Below are 20630 nucleotides of genomic sequence, written 5' to 3'. Positions count from 1 at the left end.
TCCATGTACAAGTTTATTCCGGAGATAGCCATGCTCGACGTCGCCGCCACGTCCAAACCTCGCATCGCCATCAGTGCCTGCCTGAGCGGGCATAGCGTGCGTTACAACGGCGGGCACAAGGCCTCCGAATTGTGCCGCGAGCAATTGGAACAACATTTCGACTGGCTGCCCGTCTGCCCTGAAGTCGCCATCGGCCTGGGCGTGCCGCGCGATCCTATACGGCTGGTTGGCGACCCGGACCACCCTGCAGTGGTGAGCACACGCAACCCCGGCATGGACCTGACCGGCCCGCTGCGCAGTTATGGCGAGCAGATGGCCAATGAGCTGAATGATATCTGCGGCTATATCTTCATGCAGAAGTCACCTTCGTGCGGACTCGCACGGGTCAAGGTCTATCAGGACAACGGCCACCCTGCCCCACAAGGTGGCACAGGTGCCTATGCTGGGGCGTTCTGCGCCCTGCGTCCCGACCTGCCGGTGGAAGAAGAGGGCCGGCTGCACGACCCGGTGCTGCGGGAAAACTTCATCAGCCGCGTCTATGCCTACGCCGATTGGCAACGCCTGTTGAGTGAAGGTTTGAGCCGCGGCGCCCTGGTGCGCTTTCATTCGCGCTACAAGTACCTGTTGATGGCCAACAACCCACACGCCTATCGCCAACTGGGTCGCCTGCTCGGCAGCATGAGCCGGGATGACGACCCGCAGGTGATCGGGCCGCGATATTTCAGCGCGTTGATGCAGGCCCTGCGCCGATGCGCCAGCCGTGGCACCCATGGCAACGTCCTGCAGCACCTGAGCGGCTATTTCAAAGGGGCGCTGACGCAACAGGACAAAGCCGAGCTGGCGCACATCATCGATCAGTACCAACAAGGGTTCGTGCCCCTGGTCGTACCGCTGACCTTGCTCAAGCACTACCTGCGCAAGCACCCTGACCCCTATCTGCTGCAGCAGGCCTACCTGCAACCACACCCCGACAGCCTGGGGCTGCGCAATGCCGTCTGAAGGGCTTCTGCCCATCGGCGAGCTGGCGCGCCGCACCGGCGTGAACCCGGTGACGCTGCGTGCCTGGGAGCGGCGCTATGGCTTGCTGAAACCGCAACGTACTGCCAAGGGACATCGCCTGTATACCGACGAGCAGGTGGAACGGGTCGAAGCGATTCTCGCCTGGCTCGAACGCGGCGCATCGGTGGGACAGGTACGCGAACTGATCGACAAACCAACCGGCGCCACTGTGCAGGGCGACTGGCAGGCACGGCAGGCGCAGCTCATCGAAGCCATTGCCGGCCTTTCCCAGCGCACCCTGGACCAGCAGTTGAACCAGGCCATGGCCTTGTACCCTGCCATCACCCTGTGCGAACAACTGCTGCTGCCGTTGCTGGAAAGCCTGGCCCTGCGCTGGCGCACCTATTTCAACGCCCAGCTCGAACAGGTGTTTTTCCACACCTGGCTGCGCAGCAAGCTGGGCGCACGCGTCTACCATGACAACCTGCTGCTCCAGGGGCCAGCGGTACTGCTGGCCGAAGACGCCGAGCGCCCATTCGACCCCACCCTGTGGCTATGTGCCTGGCTGCTGAGCAGCAACGGTATAGCCGTTGAAGTGCTGGAACAGCCGGTCAGCGGCGCGCAACTGCAACGCGCAATCACCGCACTGCAACCCAGGGCGCTGCTCCTGCACCTGGGCCCACGTATCGACGCAAAGACCTTGCAGCGCACACTCCAGGGAATAACCGGGGTGAAGCTGCTCGGCGGGGCCACGGTTTCGCTTCATCAGACGCAGTTGGAAGCGTTCGATCTTCCCGAGCTTTTCCTATTCGATACCCCCCAAGCGGCACTGCGTTTACTGCAACGCCATGACCGCCGGCTTACCGAGATGACTTCACCATGCAATTGATCTGGTTGCGCACTGACCTGCGCATCGACGACAACACCGCCCTGAGCGCCGCCGCCGAGCGCGGCCCGGTCGTGGCGTTGTGGCTGGCCAGCCCTGGCCAATGGCAGGACCATGACGACGCGGCGTGCAAGGTGGACTTCTGGCTGCGCAACCTGCGCGACCTGCGCCAGTCCCTTGGCAAGCTGAATATTCCGCTGTTGATTCGCAAGATCGACAGGTGGGATGAAGCAGCACCCTGTGTACTTGAGGTATGCCGTCAGCACGCGATCGAGGCGGTGCACTGGAACGATGAGTACGGCATCAACGAAAGCCGGCGCGACCAGGCCACCCGAGCGCTGCTGCAGGCTCACGGCATCCAGGCCCATGGCTATCTGGACCAGTTGCTGCTGCGCCCCGGCACGATCCTGACCCGCAGCGGCGATTACTTCCAGGTTTTCAGCCAGTTCAAGAAAGCCTGCCTTGAGCACCTGCACCGTGGCCTGCCTGCGCTTGCCCAGCGGGTAAGACGGCAAGCGCCACTGGACATCAACAGCGACCCGATCCCGCAACATATCGAGGGCTTCGACAAACCCGCGCGTGCGCTCAGCGAGCACTGGCCTGCCGGTGAGGATGAAGCGCAGGCGCGGCTTGCGCGTTTTCTCGACGAAACCGTCGAAGACTACCAACACCTGCGCGATCTACCGGCCAAAGCGGGCACCAGCCAGCTGTCGGCCTACCTGGCGGCGGGCGTGATCTCGCCACGGCAATGCCTGCACGCTGCGCTGACCAGCAACCGGGGTGAGTTCGACAGCGGTAGCAGCGGCATCCAGACCTGGATCAACGAGTTGCTTTGGCGCGAGTTCTACAAGCACATCCTGAACGGTTATCCACAGGTATCGCGCCATCGCGCTTTCCGCGCCCACACCGAAGCCCTGCCCTGGCGTGATGCGCCCGAGGATCTGCAGGCCTGGAAAGAGGGACGTACCGGTTTCCCGATCATCGACGCCGCCATGCGCCAGTTGCTGCACACCGGCTGGATGCACAATCGCCTGCGCATGATCGTCGCCATGTTCCTCAGCAAGAACCTGCTGATCGACTGGCGTTTGGGTGAGCGCCACTTCATGCGTCACCTGATAGACGGTGACCTGGCCGCCAACAATGGCGGTTGGCAGTGGAGCGCCTCTACGGGCACCGATGCCGTACCCTATTTCCGGCTGTTCAACCCGGTTTCCCAGTCGGAGCGCTTCGACCCGGAGGGGCGCTTTATCCGCCAATGGTTACCAGAATTGAGGGTACTGGATAATAAAACTATTCATCAGCCCGTGAAGTCTGCGGATCTTTTAGCTATTAATTCTTATCACAGTCCGATCGTCGATCTCGGAAGTAGTCGTCAGCGCGCTCTGGAGGCCTTCAAAAGCCTTCCACGCCGGCAGGAGCAGAGGGCAGTAACTTGAACAACTCGCGCAGTTTCTGGGTTACGGGGGCCACCAATGGACTGGGTTTGGCTTTGGTAGAAGGATTGCTTGAACAAGGGCACCGAGTTGCCGCCAGCGGCAAGGACGGCAAGGCACTGCAGGCTTTGGCATCGCGCCATGGCAGCAGGCTGTTGCAGTTGCCCTGGCAACTGCATGACGAAGAGCAGGCTGCCAGTGCCTGCCAACAGCTATGCCATGCCTGGGGATCACTGGACGGCCTGATCATCAATGCAGGCACCTGTGACTACCTGGCTGACGACGTGCCGGACAGCGAATTGTTCGAAAGCATCGTCAGCACCAATCAATTGGCCGGCGAACATTGCCTGGCCAAGGTCTTGCCGTTGCTGGCGAAAGGCAACGCGCCGCAGGTGATGGCCATCTTCAACCGCTATTCGGCCTTGCAGTTGTATTCACCGACGCAGGTGACCGCTGGTTGGAACAACATGCCCCAGTGGCTTCGCGAAGAGCGTGACGAATTGAATGACCTGGGCATCGCACTGACGGTGGTGGCCCCGCAATCGTTGAGGGCACCGGTGACCTCCGTACAAGCCATGCCAGAGAGCTGGACGCCGCAAAGTGCGGCTGATGAACTGCTGCGGCGCTTGCCTCTGCGCGAAGCGGAATTGGTGCTGGAGGTGATGGACTTGGGCAGCTTGTGGCCCTTGTCGCGCTGATATCCGTGTCTTACAGCTGAAAGCGTTGCACGTTGCCCGACTCGTGCCACAGCACAGGTAGGACGCTGCTCAGTAATTGAGGATCTGCACTGCTCCAGAAAGCAGCCTCGCGTGCGGGTCCTTCAGCCAGCAGGTTGCGCTCGACCAGCAAGCGTTGCATCTGGCGCGCCACGGCCGCGCCTGTGTCGATGATGGCCACGTCAGCAGGCACCATCGTGGCCAGCAGCGGACGCAGGAAGGGGTAATGAGTACAGCCGAGGATCAGCGTGTCACAACCTGCAGCCAACAGCGGTTGCACATAGCCTTGCAGCAGCTGGCGCAATGGCTCGCTGTCCAGGTCACCGCTCTCGATCCGCTCGACCAACCCAGGGCAAGGTTGCGTGACCACCCGCACATCGTTGGCGAAGCGGTCGAGCAAGGCGGCGAATTTGGCACTCTGCAAGGTACCGGTCGTAGCCAGCACGCCCACCACCCCGGAGCGTGTGGCTGCAGCAGCAGGCTTGACCGCCGGCTCCATCCCCACCAGCGGCCAATCGGGGTACAGCTCGCGCAGGTCGGCAACCGCCGCCACTGTCGCGGTATTGCACGCCAGCACCATTGCCTTGGCACCTTGCGCCTGGAAGAACTCGGCAATGCGCCGAAGGCGCTGGCGAATATAGTCCGGGGTTTTCTCGCCATACGGCACATGGCCGCTGTCGGCCACGTAGAGCAGCGATTCGTTGGGCAACAGCCGCTGGATCTCGGCGAGGACCGACAAGCCGCCGACCCCCGAATCCATCACGCCGATCGGCGCCGAACGCTCAGCCATCGCGCTTGCCGCACACGGCGCAGGCCGGATCACGCTTGACCCGCAGCTCGCGCAGGCGGGTGCCGAGGGCATCGATCAGCAGCAGGCGGCCCACCAACGGCTCGCCGAAACCGGCCAGCAACTTCATCGCCTCCAGCGCCTGCAGGCTGCCAACCAGCCCTACCAGCGGGCCAATCACGCCGGCTTCGCTGCAGGTCAGCTCGGCCTCGCTGCCGTGGCCATACAAGCAGTGGTAGCAGGGGCTGTAGTCGCGTCGCGGATCGAACACCGACAACTGCCCTTCGAGGCGGATCGCCGCGCCGCTGACCAGCGGTCTGCCCATGGCGAAGCACGCTGCATTGACCGCCTCGCGGGTAGAGAAGTTGTCGGAGCAGTCCAGCACCAGGTCGACCGCCGCCACGGCGGCGGCCAGGGAATCTTCGTCCAGCGCCTGGCGGTGAGCGACCAGGCCGATCTCGGGGTTGATCGCCTGCAGGCGCTGCACAGCCGAGTCCACCTTGCTCATGCCAACGCTGTCGCTGTCATGAATCACCTGGCGCTGCAGGTTGGTGAGGTCGACGGTATCGAAATCGGCCAGGTGCAATTCGCCAACCCCTGCCGCGGCAAGGTACAGCGCAACCGGCGAGCCGAGGCCGCCCAGGCCGACGATCAACGCCTTGCTGCGCTTGAGCCGCAACTGCCCGTCGATGTCCACCTGCGCCAGCAGGATTTGCCGGCTGTAACGCAACAATTCCTGATCGGTCAGCATGGCAAACGCCCCAAGGAAATACGTTCATGGCCGCCAAGGTCCTTGCGGCTGGCAACCTCGATGAAACCCTGCGCGGTCAGCAGTTCACGCACTGCCGCTGCCTGGTCGTAACCATGTTCGAGCAGCAACCAGCCCCCTGGCAACAGGTACTGGGGTGCCTGGCTGACGATCGCTCGCAGGTCGTCCAGGCCATCGGCACCCGCCACCAGCGCACTGCTGGGTTCGAAGCGAACATCACCCGCGACAAGGTGCGGATCTTCGGCGGCAATGTAGGGCGGGTTGCTGAGAATGAGGTCGAAACGCTGGCCGGCCAGGTTGTCGAACCAGTGGCTGGCCAGCACCTGAACATTGCCCAGGCCCAGGCGTTGCCGATTGCGCTCGGCCAGGGCCACCGCCTCTTCCACCCGGTCCACCGCAGTAACCTGCCAGGCCGGGCGATCATTGGCCAGGGCCAGGGCAATGGCACCGGTTCCGGTGCCCAGGTCGAGGACCTTCGACGGCGTCGCCGGCTGCAACTCAAGGGCCGCTTCGACCAGCAGCTCGGTGTCCGGCCGCGGAATCAGCGTGTGCGGCGCTACTTCCAGGTCAAGCTTCCAGAAACCCTGCTGACCCAGGATGTAGGCGACCGGCTCACCGCCACGGCGCCGCTGCAGGTAGCCGGCGTAGGTCGCGGCATCCTCGCTGCTGACGATGCGCTCGGGCCAGGTGTGCAGGTAGCTGCGCGACTTGCCGATGGCCGCGGCCAGCAGCAGTTCCGCGTCCAGGCGCTCGGTAGGCGAGTCGGGCAACTGCGCGTTGCGCAGCAGGCTGGCAATGATGGTCATCAGTCCCCCAGGGCGGCCAGTTGGTCGGCCTGGTATTCGGCCAGCAAAGGTTCGATCACGGCGTCCACGCCGCCGGCGAGGATGTCGTCGAGGGAGTACAGGGTCAGGTTGATGCGGTGATCGGTGACCCGGCCCTGTGGATAGTTGTAGGTGCGAATGCGCTCGGAGCGGTCGCCGGAGCCCACCAGCAGCTTGCGCTCGCTGGCGATGGCGTTCTGCGCAGCGCTGGTCTGCATGTCGTTGAGCTTGGCCGACAGCCAGGACATGGCACGCGCACGGTTCTTGTGCTGCGAGCGCTCTTCCTGGCACTCGACCACGATGCCGGTGGGCAGGTGGGTAATACGGATCGCCGAGTCGGTCTTGTTGACGTGCTGACCGCCAGCGCCGGAGGCGCGGTAGGTATCCACGCGCAGGTCGGCCGGGTTGATCTCGATCGCCACCTGCTCGTCGGGCTCCGGCAGTACCGCCACGGTGCACGCCGAGGTGTGGATGCGGCCCTGGGACTCGGTCTCTGGTACACGTTGCACGCGGTGCGCGCCGGACTCGAACTTGAGCTTGCCGTACACACTGTCACCTTCGACGCGGGCGATGACCTCCTTGTAGCCGCCATGCTCGCCTTCGTTCTCCGACAGGATCTCCAGGCGCCAGCCACGCCGCTCGGCGTAGCGCGAGTACATGCGGAACAGGTCGCCCGAGAAGATGGCTGCCTCGTCGCCGCCGGTGCCGGCGCGGATTTCCAGGAACACGTTGCGACCGTCGTTGGGGTCCTTGGGCAGCAACATGCGCTGCAGCTGCGACTCCAGTCCGACCAGCTGTTCCTTGGCATCGCGCACTTCTTCCACGGCCATTTCACGCAGGTCGGGGTCGGCGTCCTTGAGCAGCGCCTGGGCACCCTCGAGGTCGTCCTGCACCTTGCGCCAGTCCTGATAGGCGGCGATCACCGGCTCCACTTCGGCGTATTCGCGGGAATAGGCGCGAAAGCGGGTCTGGTCGGATATGACTTCGGCGTCACCAAGCAGCGCGGTGAGTTCCTCGAAGCGGTCCTGGAGCGTGTCCAGTTTGTTCAGCAGCGACGCTTTCATTGCGGGGTTTTGTCCGTCGAGCCCTCATTGAGGGCAAAGAGTTCCTGGGCCATGGCCAGCGCATCGAGGCGGCCCTCGGCCGAGAGCTTTTTCAGTTGCACGCTGGGCGCGTGCAGGAGTTTGTTGGTCAGCCCACGGGCCAGTTGGGCCAGTACGTCCTCGGGGTTGCCGCCGTTGGCCAGCAGGCGCTGGGCCTTTTGCAATTCTTCGTCGCGCAGGCGCTCGCTCTGCTGGCGGTAGGCACGCAACACGTCCACCGCAGCCAGCTCGCGCAGGCGCAGCATGAAGTCCTCGGCGCCCACCGAGACCAACTCCTCGGCAGCCTGGGCCGCGCCCTGGCGGCTCTTGAGGTTTTCCGCGACCACTTCGTGCAGGTCGTCGACGGTATACAGGTAGACGTCGTCGAGTTCACCCACTTCCGGCTCGATGTCGCGCGGCACGGCGATATCGACCATGAAGATCGGCTTGTGCCTGCGCTGCTTCAGCGCGCTCTCCACGGCGCCCTTGCCAAGGATCGGCAATTGGCTGGCGGTGGAGCTGATGACGATGTCGCTGTGGGCCAGTTCCTGGGGGATATCGGCCAGCAACACGGCGTGGGCACCGAACTGCGCGGCGAGGGTACTGGCCCGCTCCAGCGTGCGGTTGGCCACGACGATACGGCGCACGCCCTGCTCGTGCAGGTGGCGGGCAACCAGTGTGATGGTTTCACCCGCACCGATCAGCAGCGCCTGGCTACGGCCCAGGTCGCTGAAGATCTGCTTGGCCAGGCTGACCGCGGCGAAGGCCACCGACACCGGGTTCTCGCCGATCGCGGTATCGGTACGCACCTGCTTGGCGGCACTGAAGGTCGCCTGGAACAGGCGCCCGAGCAGCGGGCCGATGGTACCGGCCTCGCGCGCCACGGCGTAGGCCGACTTCATCTGACCGAGGATCTGCGGCTCGCCGAGCACCAGCGAGTCCAGGCCCGAGGCCACCCGCATCATGTGCCGAACGGCGTCGTGCTCCTCATGGATATAGGCGCTGGCGCGCAGTTCATCCAGACTCAGCCGGTGGTATTCGGCCAGCCACTTCAGAACGTCGTCGGCAGACAGGTGGTCCTGCTCTATATAGAGCTCGCTACGGTTGCAGGTGGACAGGATCGCCGCCTCGCGGCTGGCGGTCAGTCGGCAGAGCTGCTGCAGGGCGTCGACCAGCTGATCTGGGGTAAACGCCACGCGCTCGCGTACGTCTACCGAGGCAGTCTTATGGTTGATACCAAGTGCAAGAAAGGCCATGCAAGGTCGCTGGTTGTGACGGGAAGCCGATAATTGTCCTCTTTCGCAGGTTTTAGAACAACCACCGTTCGCTATTGGAGTGATAGCAGGCCTCGTCCTGGCGGCAGACGCCCCTGTGGGAGCCGGCTTGCCGGCGATGCAGGCACTGCGAATACATGGCACCGGCTACGCCGGTGATCGCCGGCAAGCCGGCTCCCACAAGGGTCGCTTCGATGCATCGAGGGATGTGCGCGACGGTCAGCACTGGGCTGCCAGTCGAGAACCGTTTAACCATTAAACGAAGTTCCGAAATATTTCCTACAAAAGTTGGTGTCAATGAAATCTTTCGACATATTCGTATGGATTTAATCCACAGATTTGTAGTCCTTTTCCGAAATAGCACCCCGGTCATTGCGCTACCCAGTGTCAATACCTAGCCTTGGCCATCACTGTCCGGGCCAGATTCCCGCCAGCACATACAAACCCTTCACACTTAATGATTACCAAGGAGCGGTATGCATGGCTTTTGACGCTTATATAAAAATCGACGAGATTCCAGGCGAAGCGCTGGATGAGAAATACAGCAAATGGATCGAAGTCACCGGCTATGACTTCGGTGTCAGCCAAAGCACTTCAGCCACCGCAAGTTCAGCCGGTGGTGCGACATCAGGTCGTACTGCCGTCAGCAACTTCACATTCACCAAGTTCCTCGACAGTGCCAGCTGCAAACTGATGGAAGCCAGCTGCGCAGGCCAGCACCTCAAGGAAGTCAGACTTGCGCTCTGCCGCGCGGGTGGTGACAAGCTCAAGTATTACGAGATTGTCCTCGAAGAAGTGATCATTGCCGACTACACCCAGAGCGCCGCCGACGGTGTGCCGATAGAGGTTGTTCAGCTCGACTACGGCAGGATCAAGACCACTTATACCCAGCAGAAACGTATCGACGGCAGCGGCGGCGGCAACATCGCCGGCGGTTGGGACAGGATCGGCAACAAGAAATACGCGTGAGGGTATCGTCATGTCCCAAGCTCGCGCCTATATCAATCCCAGGATGCAGAACTACCACACGCTCAAGGCTAGCCTTGCCCTGACGGGGCACGCTGCCAGCAAGTTCGATGTGCTGAATTCGCATATCTACAACACAGTGGTCAAAAGTGGTGAGCTAGTCGTCATGGGTGACTGGTCTACGCCGTCCTGCACCAGCCATGAGGCTTTTCTGATGTCAAAGGCCGCTATCACCCATATGGGCCTGATGCGCAGCGGTCAGGGCGCTGACGAATTTTTCCTGGAGAATTTCGAACTCCTGAAGAGCCTGCTTGCCCACGCCTCTATGGGCGCGGGCGTGGTCAGTGATGGCTGGAGCCGGCATCTGAAGGCTATTCAGGACACCCTGCTGGAAATTGAAAAGCTGCATAAGGAATACCTTGGCTCCGGCACGCTCAAGGCGCGTGACCAGTTTTATGCAAGGCGTGCTGCGCTGTTCGTGAAGCTGGATGAACAGTTGAGCAAGTTGGCAGCATTCGGGGCTGGTCTGCGGAATAGAGGGTCGATCAAAAGGACACTGGCGATTTCTACGAAGAGTTATCTGCATGCTGGGGAGATTGCAGGGTATGCGGATAAGGTTGCCAGAGCGGGCAAGGCTGCCAATCTGATTAAGAAAGGTACCTATATAGGCATCGCTTTGGAAGTGGCGACTACAGGGCTGGACATTCAAGAGGCTTGCATCCTGGGACGTGTAGAAGAATGTAGGCGAGCAAAATACGTTAAGGGCACTTCCTTGACCGGCAGCGTAGCGGGCGGGTGGATGGGTGCCAACTATGGCGGAGGCCTTATCAGCAGCATTTGCATTGCCTTTGGCGTACCCACAGGTGGTACAGGCGCTCTCGCGTGTGCCGTCATAGGTGGGGCTGCAGGGGGTATAGGAGGCGCCAAACTTGGCGGTGTAGGGGGAGAGGCTGTTGGAGAGGTTCTGTATGAAAAGGTGGGGCAATTATGAGCACTGCAGCTGGCGTTGTCGCATTTATCATCTTGGCCGCCATGGTAGCCACAAATTGCGTATCACTCTACCTATCAGTTCGGCACCTTGAACATATCGAATCGCTACTAAAAAATAGCAAATTCGTTGCCGGAAACATAAAAACCTTCTCGCAAGCCGGCCTCATGGGAAGAGTCATGCGTATGCTATCGATCACTATGATACTGACTATTCCAAAGCCTTACGCACGTAGAGGCTTACTTGACCTTAACGAGATCGAAAAATTTCCAGCTTGCTTGAAAAGAGTACTGATCACCATTGGCACCTTGCATCCAATACTCATTGGATCACTCATCGCCTTCTGTATCTGGCTACATATACATGATCCAAACCGTAGCTGGTAGCAGATGGAAGAATAGTCGCGCCAGTCATTGCCTCATGAAGGGCGCGACTTTTCACGAGTTATAAATGGGGCAAAGCCAGCACACCAGCCAAAGCCTTTCGAGATCATGGCTGACCACCTTTGGTAAACATTCATACCATGAGCCGCGAAATAGCCGCACTGCTTGGATTTTTAATAATCATGCCATTAGGAGCGACGATGTGCGTGATCACTTATATCGCCCATCGCCACCTTGATGAAATCGAGTCATCACTACCAAATTGCAAAATGGTTCAAAACAACAAAACGTTCTACTCAGAAACAGGCTTATTCGGAAAACTCTTGCGCACCGGCTTGATTTCCTTCTCACTTACGACCCCCAAACTATGCGCACGCCGAGGACTGATTGACTTGAATGACTTTCATAAAATGCCACCTCGATTAAAAAAGCCCTTGATCGCAACATGGATCATTTTGATGGGACTAATTTTTGCGCTCATGTGTTTCCGAGCCTGGCTTCATTTCTCACCGATTCGATAGCCATCTTTTAATCTATCAAGACGTCAGATTTCGAGCCTGCATGCGCCGGCGCCTTATCACCATCTCGATGAAGGGCGCGCGGCATGAGTAGGCTCCCGCGTTCTCGCCCAACGGAAAAACAACCGAACCCCTACCCGCTACCGCTGTCCGACCCAGCATCACCCCTGCTGTAAACCTCGACCTTCGCAGGTGGGTTTGCCCCCGCGCTTGTGTCATCATGCTCCGACCGCCGGTAAGTCCTTCTAAGCCTCTTTATATGAACAGACCCTACGCATTGCTGCTTGCCTTCGCCCTGCTCCAGGGCTGCCAGAGCCTGGCCCCGAAAAGTGCCGAGCCTACCGTTGCCGAGGCCGACAAAAGCGAGGCGCAAAAGCCCGTGGCGTATGGGTCGTTCACGCAAGATACGCTGTACAGCCTGCTGGTGGCCGAGCTGGCCGGGCAACGCAACCGCTTCGACATCGCCCTGGCCAACTACACCGACCAGGCCGCCAAGACCCAGGACCCCGGCGTTTCCGAGCGTGCCTACCGCATTGCCGAATACCTCGGTGCCGACGAGCCGGCCCTCGACAACGCGCTGGTCTGGGCCCGCAACGACCCGCAGAACCTCGACGCCCAGCGCGCCGCCGCCATTCAGCTGGCGCGTGTCGGCCGCTACGACGACTCCATGACGTATATGGAGAAGGTACTGCAGGGCAAGGGCGACACCCACTTCGACTTCCTTGCCCTGTCGGCCGCCGAAACCGACCAGAGCACCCGCGATGGCCTGATGCAGAGCTTCGACCGCCTGCTGGTCAAGTACCCGGACAACAGCCAGCTGGTGTTTGGCAAGGCCTTGCTGCTCAACCAGGACGGCAAGACCGAAGAGGCCCTCGAACTGCTTGAGGCGCACCCGGCACAGGATGGCGAAATCGCCCCGATCCTGCTCCGCGCCCGCCTGCTCCAGGCCCTCGACCGCGGCCCGGAGGCCCTGCCGCTGCTGCGTGGGGCCATTCGCGACAACCCGGATGACAAACGCCTGCGCCTGACCTATGCGCGTACCCTGGTCGAACAGGACCGTATCGCCGACGCCAAGGGCGAATTCATCAGCCTGGTCCAGCAATACCCCGATGACGATGAGCTGCGCTATTCGCTGGCCCTGGTGTGCCTGGAGAACAAGGACTGGGACGAGGCCGAAAGCTACCTGCGCGAAATGATCGAACGCGACAGCAATGTCGACGCCGCGCACCTGAACCTGGGTCGCATCGCCGAAGAACGCCACGACCCGGCGGGCGCCCTGCGCGAGTATGCACAGGTCGGCCCCGGCCCCGATTACCTGCCGGCGCAATTGCGTCAGGCCGATATTCTCATCGCCAACGGCCGTGGCAGCGAAGCCTCGCGCCAACTTGCCGCGGCCCGTGAAGCGCAGCCGGACATCGCCGTCCAGCTGTACCTGATCGAATCGGAAAGCTACAGCAACAACAACAAGGACGCCCAGGCCAACCAGGTGCTGCAACAAGCCCTCCAGCACTACCCGGACGACCTCAACCTACTTTACACCCGCGCCATGCTGGCCGAAAAACGCAACGACCTGGCGCAAATGGAAAAAGACCTGCGCGCCATCATTGCCCGCGAGCCGGAAAACGCCATGGCCCTGAACGCCCTGGGCTACACCTTGGCCGACCGCACCACCCGCTATAGCGAAGCCAAGGCGCTGATCGACAAGGCCCACCAGCTGACCCCCGACGACCCGGCCGTGCTCGACAGCCTGGGCTGGGTCGCCTACCGCCTGGGCAACCTCGATGAAGCCGAACGCTACCTGCGCCAGGCGCTGGAGCGCTTCCCCGACCATGAAGTGGCTGCCCACCTGGGTGAAGTCCTGTGGGCCAACGGCAAGCGCCGCGAAGCACGTCAGGTCTGGGCCAAGGCCTTCGAAACCCAGCCCGACAGCCCTATCCTGCGCAAGACCGTTTTGCGCCTGACCGGATCCGAGACCCTCTAACGCCATGTTCTTGCGCCATTGCATCACCTTTACCCTGATTGCCCTGCTGGCCGGCTGCGCCGGCTTTGGTAGCCGCGAAGCCCTGCAGGGCCAAGGCGACCCACAGCAGTGGCGCGCTCATAAAGAGCAGCTGAGCACCCTCGATGGCTGGCAGATCAACGGCAAGGTCGGCATCCGCGCCCCGCGCGATTCCGGCAGCGGCACGCTGTTCTGGCTGCAGCGCCAGGACTACTACGACATCCGCCTGGCCGGCCCCCTGGGCCGTGGCGCCGCACGCCTGACCGGTCGCCCTGGCGGCGTGGTGCTGGAAGTGGCCAACCAGGGCCGCTACCAGGCAGAAAGCCCCGAAGCCCTGCTGGAAGAACAGCTTGGTTGGCAACTGCCGGTTTCGCACCTGGTCTGGTGGGTGCGCGGCTTGCCCGCCCCCGACAGCAAGAGCAAGCTGACCCTGGACGGCGACAGTCGCCTGGCCAGCCTCGACCAGGATGGCTGGCAGGTGCAGTACCTGAGCTACACCGAGCAGAACGGCTACTGGCTGCCCGATCGCCTGAAACTGCACGGCAAGAACCTGGACGTGACCCTGGTGGTCAAGGACTGGCAGCCGCGCCAGCTGGGGCACTGATCGATGCACAAGATCACCCTGCCCGCCCCGGCCAAGCTCAACCTGTGGCTGCACATCATCGGTCGTCGCCCTGACGGCTACCACGAGCTGGAAACCGTATTCCAATTCCTCGACCACGGCGACGAGCTGACCTTCGCCCGCCGTGACGACGGCGTGATCCGCCTGCACACCGAGATCGCCGCAGTGCCCCACGACAGCAACCTGATCGTGCGCGCCGCGCGCAAGTTGCAGGAACAATCCGGCACTGACCTTGGCGCCGACATCTGGCTGAACAAGGTACTGCCCATGGGTGGCGGTATCGGTGGTGGCAGTTCGGATGCCGCTACCACTCTGCTGGCCCTGGCCCACCTGTGGCAACTGGACTGGGATGAAGACCGCCTCGCCGCCCTGGGCCTGACCCTGGGCGCCGACGTGCCAGTGTTCGTGCGGGGCCACGCCGCGTTCGCCCAGGGCGTGGGCGAGCAACTGACCCCGGTCGACCCGGAGGAACCCTGGTATGTCGTGCTGGTGCCGCAAGTGTCTGTCAGCACTGTAGAAATTTTTTCACATCCGCTGTTGACACGTGATTCCCTCCCCCTTAAGATGCGCCCCGTTCCCGAGGGAAACAGTCGAAATGACTGCCAACCGGTGGTAGAGCAGAGTTACCCAGAAGTTCGCAATGCGTTGAATTCATTGGGTAAATTCACAAAGGCTCGACTGACCGGCACTGGAAGTTGTGTGTTTGGGGCCTTCCCAAGCAAAGCCGAAGCTGATAAAGTTCTGGCCCTTCTTTCAGAGACCCAAACAGGGTTTGTGGCGAAAGGAAGCAATGTTTCGATGTTGCATCGTGAGCTGCAAAGTCTGATCAAGAAGTCGAGTGCCTAGCGCTCGCAGCAACAGATACAGGGGCGTCGCCAAGCGGTAAGGCAGCAGGTTTTGATCCTGCCATGCGTTGGTTCGAATCCAGCCGCCCCTGCCATTTTCCTTATACTCATCCAGGTATACCCTCAGCCTTCAGGTACTGCGCGTGTCCAAGATGATGGTCTTTACGGGGAACGCTAACCCCGATCTGGCTCGGCGTGTCGTACGTCAGCTGCATATTCCACTGGGTGATGTTTCTGTCGGTAAGTTCTCCGACGGCGAAATCAGTGCTGAGATCAATGAAAATGTCCGTGGTAAGGACGTCTTCATCATCCAGCCAACCTGTGCCCCTACCAACGACAATCTGATGGAACTGGTCGTGATGGCTGATGCCTTCCGCCGCTCCTCTGCGTCGCGAATCACTGCTGTGATTCCTTACTTCGGATACGCCCGCCAGGACCGCCGTCCGCGTTCGGCACGTGTAGCCATCAGCGCCAAAGTTGTCGCTGACATGCTCACTGTCGTGGGTATCGACCGTGTACTCACCGTCGACCTGCACGCTGACCAGATCCAGGGCTTCTTCGATATCCCCGTCGACAACATCTACGGCTCGCCCGTACTGGTCGACGACATCGAAGACCAGCGTTTCGAGAACCTGATGATCGTCTCCCCGGACATCGGTGGTGTCGTGCGCGCACGTGCCGTCGCCAAGTCCTTGGGTGTCGACCTGGGTATCATCGACAAACGCCGCGAAAAGGCCAATCACTCCGAAGTGATGCACATCATCGGTGATGTCGAAGGGCGCACTTGCATCCTGGTAGACGACATGGTCGATACCGCCGGCACCCTGTGCCACGCGGCCAAGGCCCTGAAAGAACACGGCGCTGCCAAGGTTTACGCCTACTGCACGCACCCTGTCCTGTCGGGCCGCGCGATCGAGAATATCGAGAAGTCGGTACTGGACGAGCTGGTGGTGACCAACACCGTCCCGCTGTCCGCCGCTGCTCAAGCCTGTGACCGTATCCGCCAGCTGGATATCGCACCGGTTGTCGCTGAAGCGGTACGCCGCATCAGCAATGAAGAATCGATCAGTGCGATGTTCCGCTAAGCGGAACAGGTATTGATGTGAAGCGCCCCGCCCCAGCATTTGTTGGGGCGGGGCTTTTTTGCCATCCCCGTTGGCGCTGGTCGCAAACGCCCTCGGGGGGCTATTTTGGAGAAACAAAATGACTGATTTCATTCTGAACGCCCAAGCGCGTACTGACCTGGGGAAAGGTGCGAGCCGCCGCCTGCGTCACTCCGCCAACATCCCAGCCGTTGTATACGGTGGCGATAAAGAAGCTCAATCCCTGACCATCGTGGCCAAGGAAATCGCCAAGCTGTTCGAAAACGAAGCTGCCTTCAGCCACGTTATCGAGCTGAACGTCGACGGCGCCAAGCAGAACGTCGTAGTCAAGGCCATGCAGCGTCACCCAGCCAAAGGCTTCATCATGCACGCCGACTTCGTTCGCGTCGTTGCTGGCCAGAAGCTGACCGCCAAGGTTCCAGTTCACTTCGTTGGCGAAGAAGCCCCGATCAAGAAAGGCGGCGAAATCTCGCACGTTGTTTCCGAGATCGAAGTTTCCTGCGAAGCCAAAGACCTGCCTGAGTTCATCGAAGTCGACCTGGCCAACGCCGAAGTCGGCAGCATCATCCACCTGTCGGACCTGAAAGCTCCGAAAGGCGTAGAGTTCGTCGCTCTGGCCCACGGTGATGACAAAGCTGTTGCCAACGTTCACGCGCCACGCGTTGCTCCAGAAGCTGAAGCAGGCGCCGCTGAGTAATCCACTCGCGCGCCGGTGTTGATCGGGTTACAGTGCCGCGCACCGTAACCCACCAACTCCAAGGAAGAGCCCCTACGTGACCGCCATCCAGTTGATCGTCGGCCTGGGTAACCCCGGCCCCGAATACGAACAGACCCGGCATAACGCAGGGGCTCTTTTCGTTGAACGCATTGCCAGCGCCCAGCGCGTCTCCTTGACCGCTGACCGCAAGTATTTCGGCCTGACGGCTAAATTCAGCCATCAGGGCAACGACGTTCGTCTGCTCATCCCCACCACCTACATGAACCGTAGCGGCCAGTCCGTGGCGGCCTTGGCCAATTTCTTCCGCATCAAGCCGGAAGCGATCCTGGTGGCACATGACGAACTCGACCTGCCTCCAGGCGTCGCCAAGCTCAAGCGCGGCGGTGGCCATGGTGGGCACAACGGCCTGCGCGACATCATCGCGCAGCTCGGCAACCAGAACGACTTCCACCGCCTGCGGCTTGGCATCGGCCACCCGGGTGACGCCAAACTGGTCTCCAACTTCGTCCTGGGCCGCGCGCCGCGCGCCGAGCAGGAGAAGCTCGACGCCAGCATCGATTTTGCCCTCGGCGTGCTGCCGGACGTGCTCGCTGGCGACTTTGCCAAGGCGATGCGCGAGCTGCACAGCCAGAAGGCCTGATTTCCTAGAGAGGGGAATACCCATGGGTTTCAATTGCGGCATCGTCGGCCTGCCCAACGTCGGCAAGTCCACCCTGTTCAACGCCCTGACCAAGTCTGGCATTGCGGCGGAGAACTTCCCCTTCTGCACCATCGAGCCGAACAGCGGCATCGTGCCGATGCCCGACGCGCGCCTGGCGGCGCTGGCGGAAATCGTCAAGCCCAACCGCATCCTGCCGACCACCATGGAGTTCGTCGACATCGCCGGCCTGGTAGCCGGTGCCTCGAAGGGTGAAGGCCTGGGCAACAAGTTCCTCGCCAACATCCGCGAGACCGACGCCATCGCCCACGTGGTGCGCTGCTTCGAAGACGAGAACGTGATTCACGTTTCCAACAGCGTCGACCCCAAGCGCGACATCGAGATCATCGATCTGGAGCTGATCTTCGCTGACCTCGACAGTTGCGAGAAGCAACTGCAGAAGGTCACCCGCAACGCCAAGGGTGGCGACAAGGAAGCCCTGGCGCAGAAGGCCATCCTGGAAAAACTGATCCCGCACTTCACCGAAGGCAAGCCTGCGCGCAGCCTGATGAAGAACATGGCTGACGACGAGAAGGCCGTCATCCGTGGCTTCCACCTGCTGACCAGCAAGCCGGTGATGTACATCGCCAACGTCGCCGAAGACGGCTTCGACAACAACCCGCACCTGGACGTGGTCAAGGCCATCGCCGAGGAAGAAGGCGCGGTCGTGGTACCGGTGTGCAACAAGATCGAAGCCGAAATCGCCGAGCTCGATGACGGCGAAGAAAAAGACATGTTCCTCGAGGCCCTGGGCCTGGAAGAGCCTGGCCTGAACCGCGTGATTCGCGCCGGTTACGAGCTGCTCAACCTGCAGACCTACTTCACTGCCGGCGTGCAGGAAGTGCGAGCCTGGACCGTCCGCGTCGGCGCTACCGCGCCGCAGGCCGCTGGCGTGATCCACACCGACTTCGAAAAAGGCTTCATCCGCGCCGAAGTGGTGGCCTATGACGACTTCATCCAGTTCAAGGGTGAAGGCGGTGCCAAGGAAGCCGGCAAGTGGCGCCTGGAAGGCAAGGACTACATCGTCAAAGACGGCGATGTGATGCACTTCCGCTTCAACGTTTAACGCGACATCAGCGGCGCCCCCTTCGCGGGGCAAGCCCGCTCCCACAGGTAACAGCGCAAGGCTTGAGAGCGGCGCTGTGTTTGTGGGAGCGGGCTTGTCCCGCGAAGGGGGCGCCGCCGTTTCAGGCCTGGAAAACAACTTGATGCTTTCCTGAGCCAAGGCCCAGAATGGTTCGACGCGGTTCATGCGTCCTCTTTCCGGAGCCTCGACCATGCATGGAACGCCTCCCCGCCCGCGCTTCGACTGGAAGCGCTGGTTCCCCGGCCTGGCCACGCTGCTGCACTATCAAGCTGCCTGGCTGCCCAAGGACATCGCTGCCGGCCTGGTGCTGACCACCATGCTGGTGCCTGTCGGCATCGCCTACGCCGAAGCGTCCGGGGTACCGGGCATCTATGGCCTGTACGCCACCATCATCCCCCTGCTCGCCTACGCCCTGTTCGGCCCCAGTCGAATCCTCGTGCTCGGCCCTGACTCGGCACTGGCTGCACCCATCCTCGCGGTGGTGGTGCAATACGCGGCAAGCGACCCACAACGGGCAATCGCCATCGCCGGCATGATGGCCCTGGTGGCCGGTGCTTTCTGTGTGATCGCCGGGTTGCTGCGCCTGGGTTTCATCACCGAACTGCTGTCCAAACCGATCCGCTATGGCTACATGAACGGCATCGCCCTGACGGTGCTGATCAGCCAGTTGCCGAAGCTGTTCGGCCTTTCGTTCGACAGCCAGGGGCCAGTGCGCGACCTGTGGACACTGGCCCAGGCGTTGCTGGCTGGCCAGGGCCACTGGCCCAGTTTTGCCATCGGTGCCGGCAGCCTCGCGCTGATCCTGCTGCTAAAGCCCTTCAAGCGCCTGCCGGGCATTCTCATCGCCGTGGTGCTGGCAACGCTGGCGGTCAGCCTGTTCAAGCTCGACCAGCTGGGCGTCAAGGTGCTTGGCGAGCTGCCCCAGGGCCTGCCGAGCTTCGTGTTCCCCTGGGTGACCGACATCGACCTGGTCGAAGTACTGCTGGGCGGGATCGCCGTGGCGCTGGTGTCGTTCGCCGACACCAGCGTGCTGTCACGCACCTACGCCGCACGCCTGAAAACCCCGGTCGACCCGAATCAGGAGATGTTCGGCCTGGGCGTGGCGAACCTGGCCGCCGGCCTGTTCCAGGGCATCCCCATCAGCAGCAGCTCGTCGCGTACGCCGGTGGCTGAAGCGGCAGGCTCGAAAACCCAGCTCACCGGCATCATCGGTGCACTGGCGGTCACCCTGCTGCTGGTGGTGGCGCCCAACCTGATGCAGCACCTGCCCAACAGTGCCTTGGCCGCCGTGGTAATTGCCGCGGCCATGGGGCTGTTCGAGTTCGCCGACCTCAAGCGCATCTTCCGCATGCAGCAATGGGAGTTCTGGCTGTCGTTCACCTGCTTCGTCGGTGTCGCGGTGTTCGGCGCCATCCCCGGCATCTGCATTGCCGTGGCGATCTCGGTGATCGAGTTCCTCTGGGACGGTTGGCGCCCGCATTACGCGGTGCTCGGCCGGGTCGACGGCACCCGTGGCTACCATGATGTGCAACGTTATCCACAGGCCAGGCGAATCCCAGGCTTTGTGCTGCTACGTTGGGACGCGCCGCTGTTCTTCGCCAACGCCGAGCAGTTCCAGCACACGGTGCTCGCTGCCGTCGATGAATCACCGACCCCCGTGCAGCGGCTGGTGATCGCGGCGGAGCCGGTGACCAGCATCGACGTCACTTCCGCCGACATGCTCGCCGAGCTGGACCGGGCGCTGGAAGCGCGCGGGGTGGAGCTGCAGTTTGCCGAAATGAAGGACCCGGTGAAGGACAAGATGAAGCGCTTTGGCTTGTTCCAGCACATGGGCGAGAACGCCTTTCACCCAACGGTCGGGGCTGCAGTGGATGCCTACCTTGCAGACAGCGGCGTCGACTGGCAGCCCTAGGTAGCCTGTACCGGCCCTATCG

At 61.7% G+C, this 20630-nt stretch carries 19 protein-coding genes and 1 tRNA gene; 15 read left to right on the top strand and 5 right to left on the bottom strand.

Annotated features, from left to right (window positions below):
* The first annotated feature begins 30 nt into the window (after nt 1-30).
* Genes PMI38_RS22175 through PMI38_RS22160 form a run of 4 tightly spaced genes read left to right on the top strand, consistent with a single transcriptional unit; the run spans nt 31 to nt 4016 of the window.
* Complete coding sequence (locus PMI38_RS22175) at nt 31-999, top strand: YbgA family protein (RefSeq protein WP_008099079.1); 969 nt, start codon at nt 31-33, stop codon at nt 997-999.
* The gene (locus tag PMI38_RS22170) at nt 989-1888 is read left to right on the top strand and encodes a MerR family transcriptional regulator (RefSeq protein WP_008099077.1); all 900 of its coding nucleotides are present in this window, start codon (nt 989-991) and stop codon (nt 1886-1888) included. Before PMI38_RS22175 ends, PMI38_RS22170 begins: the two co-directional genes overlap by 11 nt.
* Nucleotides 1879-3321: a deoxyribodipyrimidine photo-lyase gene (gene phrB / locus PMI38_RS22165; protein ID WP_008099075.1), complete on the top strand. Its 1443-nt coding sequence runs from the start codon at nt 1879-1881 to the stop codon at nt 3319-3321. Before PMI38_RS22170 ends, phrB begins: the two co-directional genes overlap by 10 nt.
* Nucleotides 3318-4016, top strand: coding sequence for an SDR family oxidoreductase (locus PMI38_RS22160; RefSeq protein ID WP_008099074.1), 699 nt, complete (start codon nt 3318-3320; stop codon nt 4014-4016). Before phrB ends, PMI38_RS22160 begins: the two co-directional genes overlap by 4 nt.
* A gap of 10 nt (nt 4017-4026) precedes the next feature.
* Here the strand turns inward: PMI38_RS22160 and murI are convergent, their stop codons facing one another.
* From murI to hemA, 5 genes are read right to left on the bottom strand one after another with little or no spacing between them, the layout of a single operon-like run.
* Nucleotides 4027-4824 carry a glutamate racemase gene (gene murI / locus PMI38_RS22155; RefSeq protein WP_008099073.1) on the bottom strand — a complete coding sequence of 266 codons (798 nt, stop codon included), beginning with the start codon at nt 4822-4824 and terminating at the stop codon, nt 4027-4029.
* Complete coding sequence (locus PMI38_RS22150) at nt 4817-5572, bottom strand: molybdopterin-synthase adenylyltransferase MoeB (RefSeq protein ID WP_008099071.1); 756 nt, start codon at nt 5570-5572, stop codon at nt 4817-4819. The genes murI and PMI38_RS22150 overlap by 8 nt, the downstream gene beginning before the upstream one ends.
* Complete coding sequence (gene prmC / locus PMI38_RS22145) at nt 5566-6396, bottom strand: peptide chain release factor N(5)-glutamine methyltransferase (protein ID WP_008099069.1); 831 nt, start codon at nt 6394-6396, stop codon at nt 5566-5568. The genes PMI38_RS22150 and prmC overlap by 7 nt, the downstream gene beginning before the upstream one ends.
* The gene (prfA, locus tag PMI38_RS22140) at nt 6396-7478 is read right to left on the bottom strand and encodes a peptide chain release factor 1 (RefSeq protein ID WP_008099067.1); all 1083 of its coding nucleotides are present in this window, start codon (nt 7476-7478) and stop codon (nt 6396-6398) included. The genes prmC and prfA overlap by 1 nt, the downstream gene beginning before the upstream one ends.
* Nucleotides 7475-8752 (bottom strand): glutamyl-tRNA reductase, encoded by a 1278-nt coding sequence (hemA, locus tag PMI38_RS22135; RefSeq protein ID WP_008099065.1) that lies wholly within the window; start codon nt 8750-8752, stop codon nt 7475-7477. The genes prfA and hemA overlap by 4 nt, the downstream gene beginning before the upstream one ends.
* 498 nt (nt 8753-9250) lie before the next feature.
* On the opposite strand from hemA, the gene PMI38_RS22130 reads away from it, so the two are divergent.
* From PMI38_RS22130 to PMI38_RS22080, 11 genes are all read left to right on the top strand, one after another.
* On the top strand, nt 9251-9739 hold the full coding sequence (locus PMI38_RS22130; RefSeq protein ID WP_008099060.1) for an Hcp family type VI secretion system effector: 489 nt from the start codon (nt 9251-9253) through the stop codon (nt 9737-9739).
* A gap of 10 nt (nt 9740-9749) precedes the next feature.
* Nucleotides 9750-10727, top strand: coding sequence for a hypothetical protein (locus PMI38_RS22125; RefSeq protein WP_008099059.1), 978 nt, complete (start codon nt 9750-9752; stop codon nt 10725-10727).
* A 1157-nt stretch (nt 10728-11884) separates the two neighbouring features.
* Nucleotides 11885-13606: a tetratricopeptide repeat protein gene (locus PMI38_RS22120; protein WP_008099056.1), complete on the top strand. Its 1722-nt coding sequence runs from the start codon at nt 11885-11887 to the stop codon at nt 13604-13606.
* A gap of 4 nt (nt 13607-13610) precedes the next feature.
* A complete protein-coding gene (gene lolB / locus PMI38_RS22115; RefSeq protein WP_008099054.1) occupies nt 13611-14228 on the top strand; it encodes a lipoprotein insertase outer membrane protein LolB in 618 nt (205 codons plus the stop codon).
* Between the two features lie 3 nt (nt 14229-14231).
* Entirely contained in the window at nt 14232-15092 is an 861-nt protein-coding gene (ispE, locus tag PMI38_RS22110; RefSeq protein WP_008099052.1) for a 4-(cytidine 5'-diphospho)-2-C-methyl-D-erythritol kinase, read from the top strand.
* A 19-nt stretch (nt 15093-15111) separates the two neighbouring features.
* Nucleotides 15112-15186: transfer RNA gene (locus PMI38_RS22105), tRNA-Gln, on the top strand.
* Between the two features lie 48 nt (nt 15187-15234).
* Nucleotides 15235-16176, top strand: a complete 942-nt coding sequence (locus tag PMI38_RS22100) for a ribose-phosphate pyrophosphokinase (protein ID WP_016391678.1) — start codon at nt 15235-15237, stop codon at nt 16174-16176.
* A gap of 118 nt (nt 16177-16294) precedes the next feature.
* Nucleotides 16295-16891 carry a 50S ribosomal protein L25/general stress protein Ctc gene (locus PMI38_RS22095; RefSeq protein ID WP_008099048.1) on the top strand — a complete coding sequence of 199 codons (597 nt, stop codon included), beginning with the start codon at nt 16295-16297 and terminating at the stop codon, nt 16889-16891.
* 76 nt (nt 16892-16967) lie between these two features.
* Complete coding sequence (gene pth, locus PMI38_RS22090; RefSeq protein WP_008099045.1) at nt 16968-17552, top strand: aminoacyl-tRNA hydrolase; 585 nt, start codon at nt 16968-16970, stop codon at nt 17550-17552.
* Nucleotides 17553-17574: 22 nt separating this feature from the next.
* Nucleotides 17575-18675, top strand: coding sequence for a redox-regulated ATPase YchF (gene ychF, locus PMI38_RS22085; RefSeq protein WP_008099042.1), 1101 nt, complete (start codon nt 17575-17577; stop codon nt 18673-18675).
* A 211-nt stretch (nt 18676-18886) separates the two neighbouring features.
* Nucleotides 18887-20608 (top strand): SulP family inorganic anion transporter, encoded by a 1722-nt coding sequence (locus PMI38_RS22080; RefSeq protein WP_008099040.1) that lies wholly within the window; start codon nt 18887-18889, stop codon nt 20606-20608.
* The last annotated feature ends 22 nt before the right edge of the window (nt 20609-20630 follow it).

Origin of the sequence: Pseudomonas sp. GM84, from assembly GCF_000282535.1 — a bacterium.
Lineage (GTDB): Bacteria > Pseudomonadota > Gammaproteobacteria > Pseudomonadales > Pseudomonadaceae > Aquipseudomonas.
The sequence above is the reverse complement of the archived record's forward strand: the minus strand, read 5'-3'. Positions and strand labels throughout refer to the sequence as shown.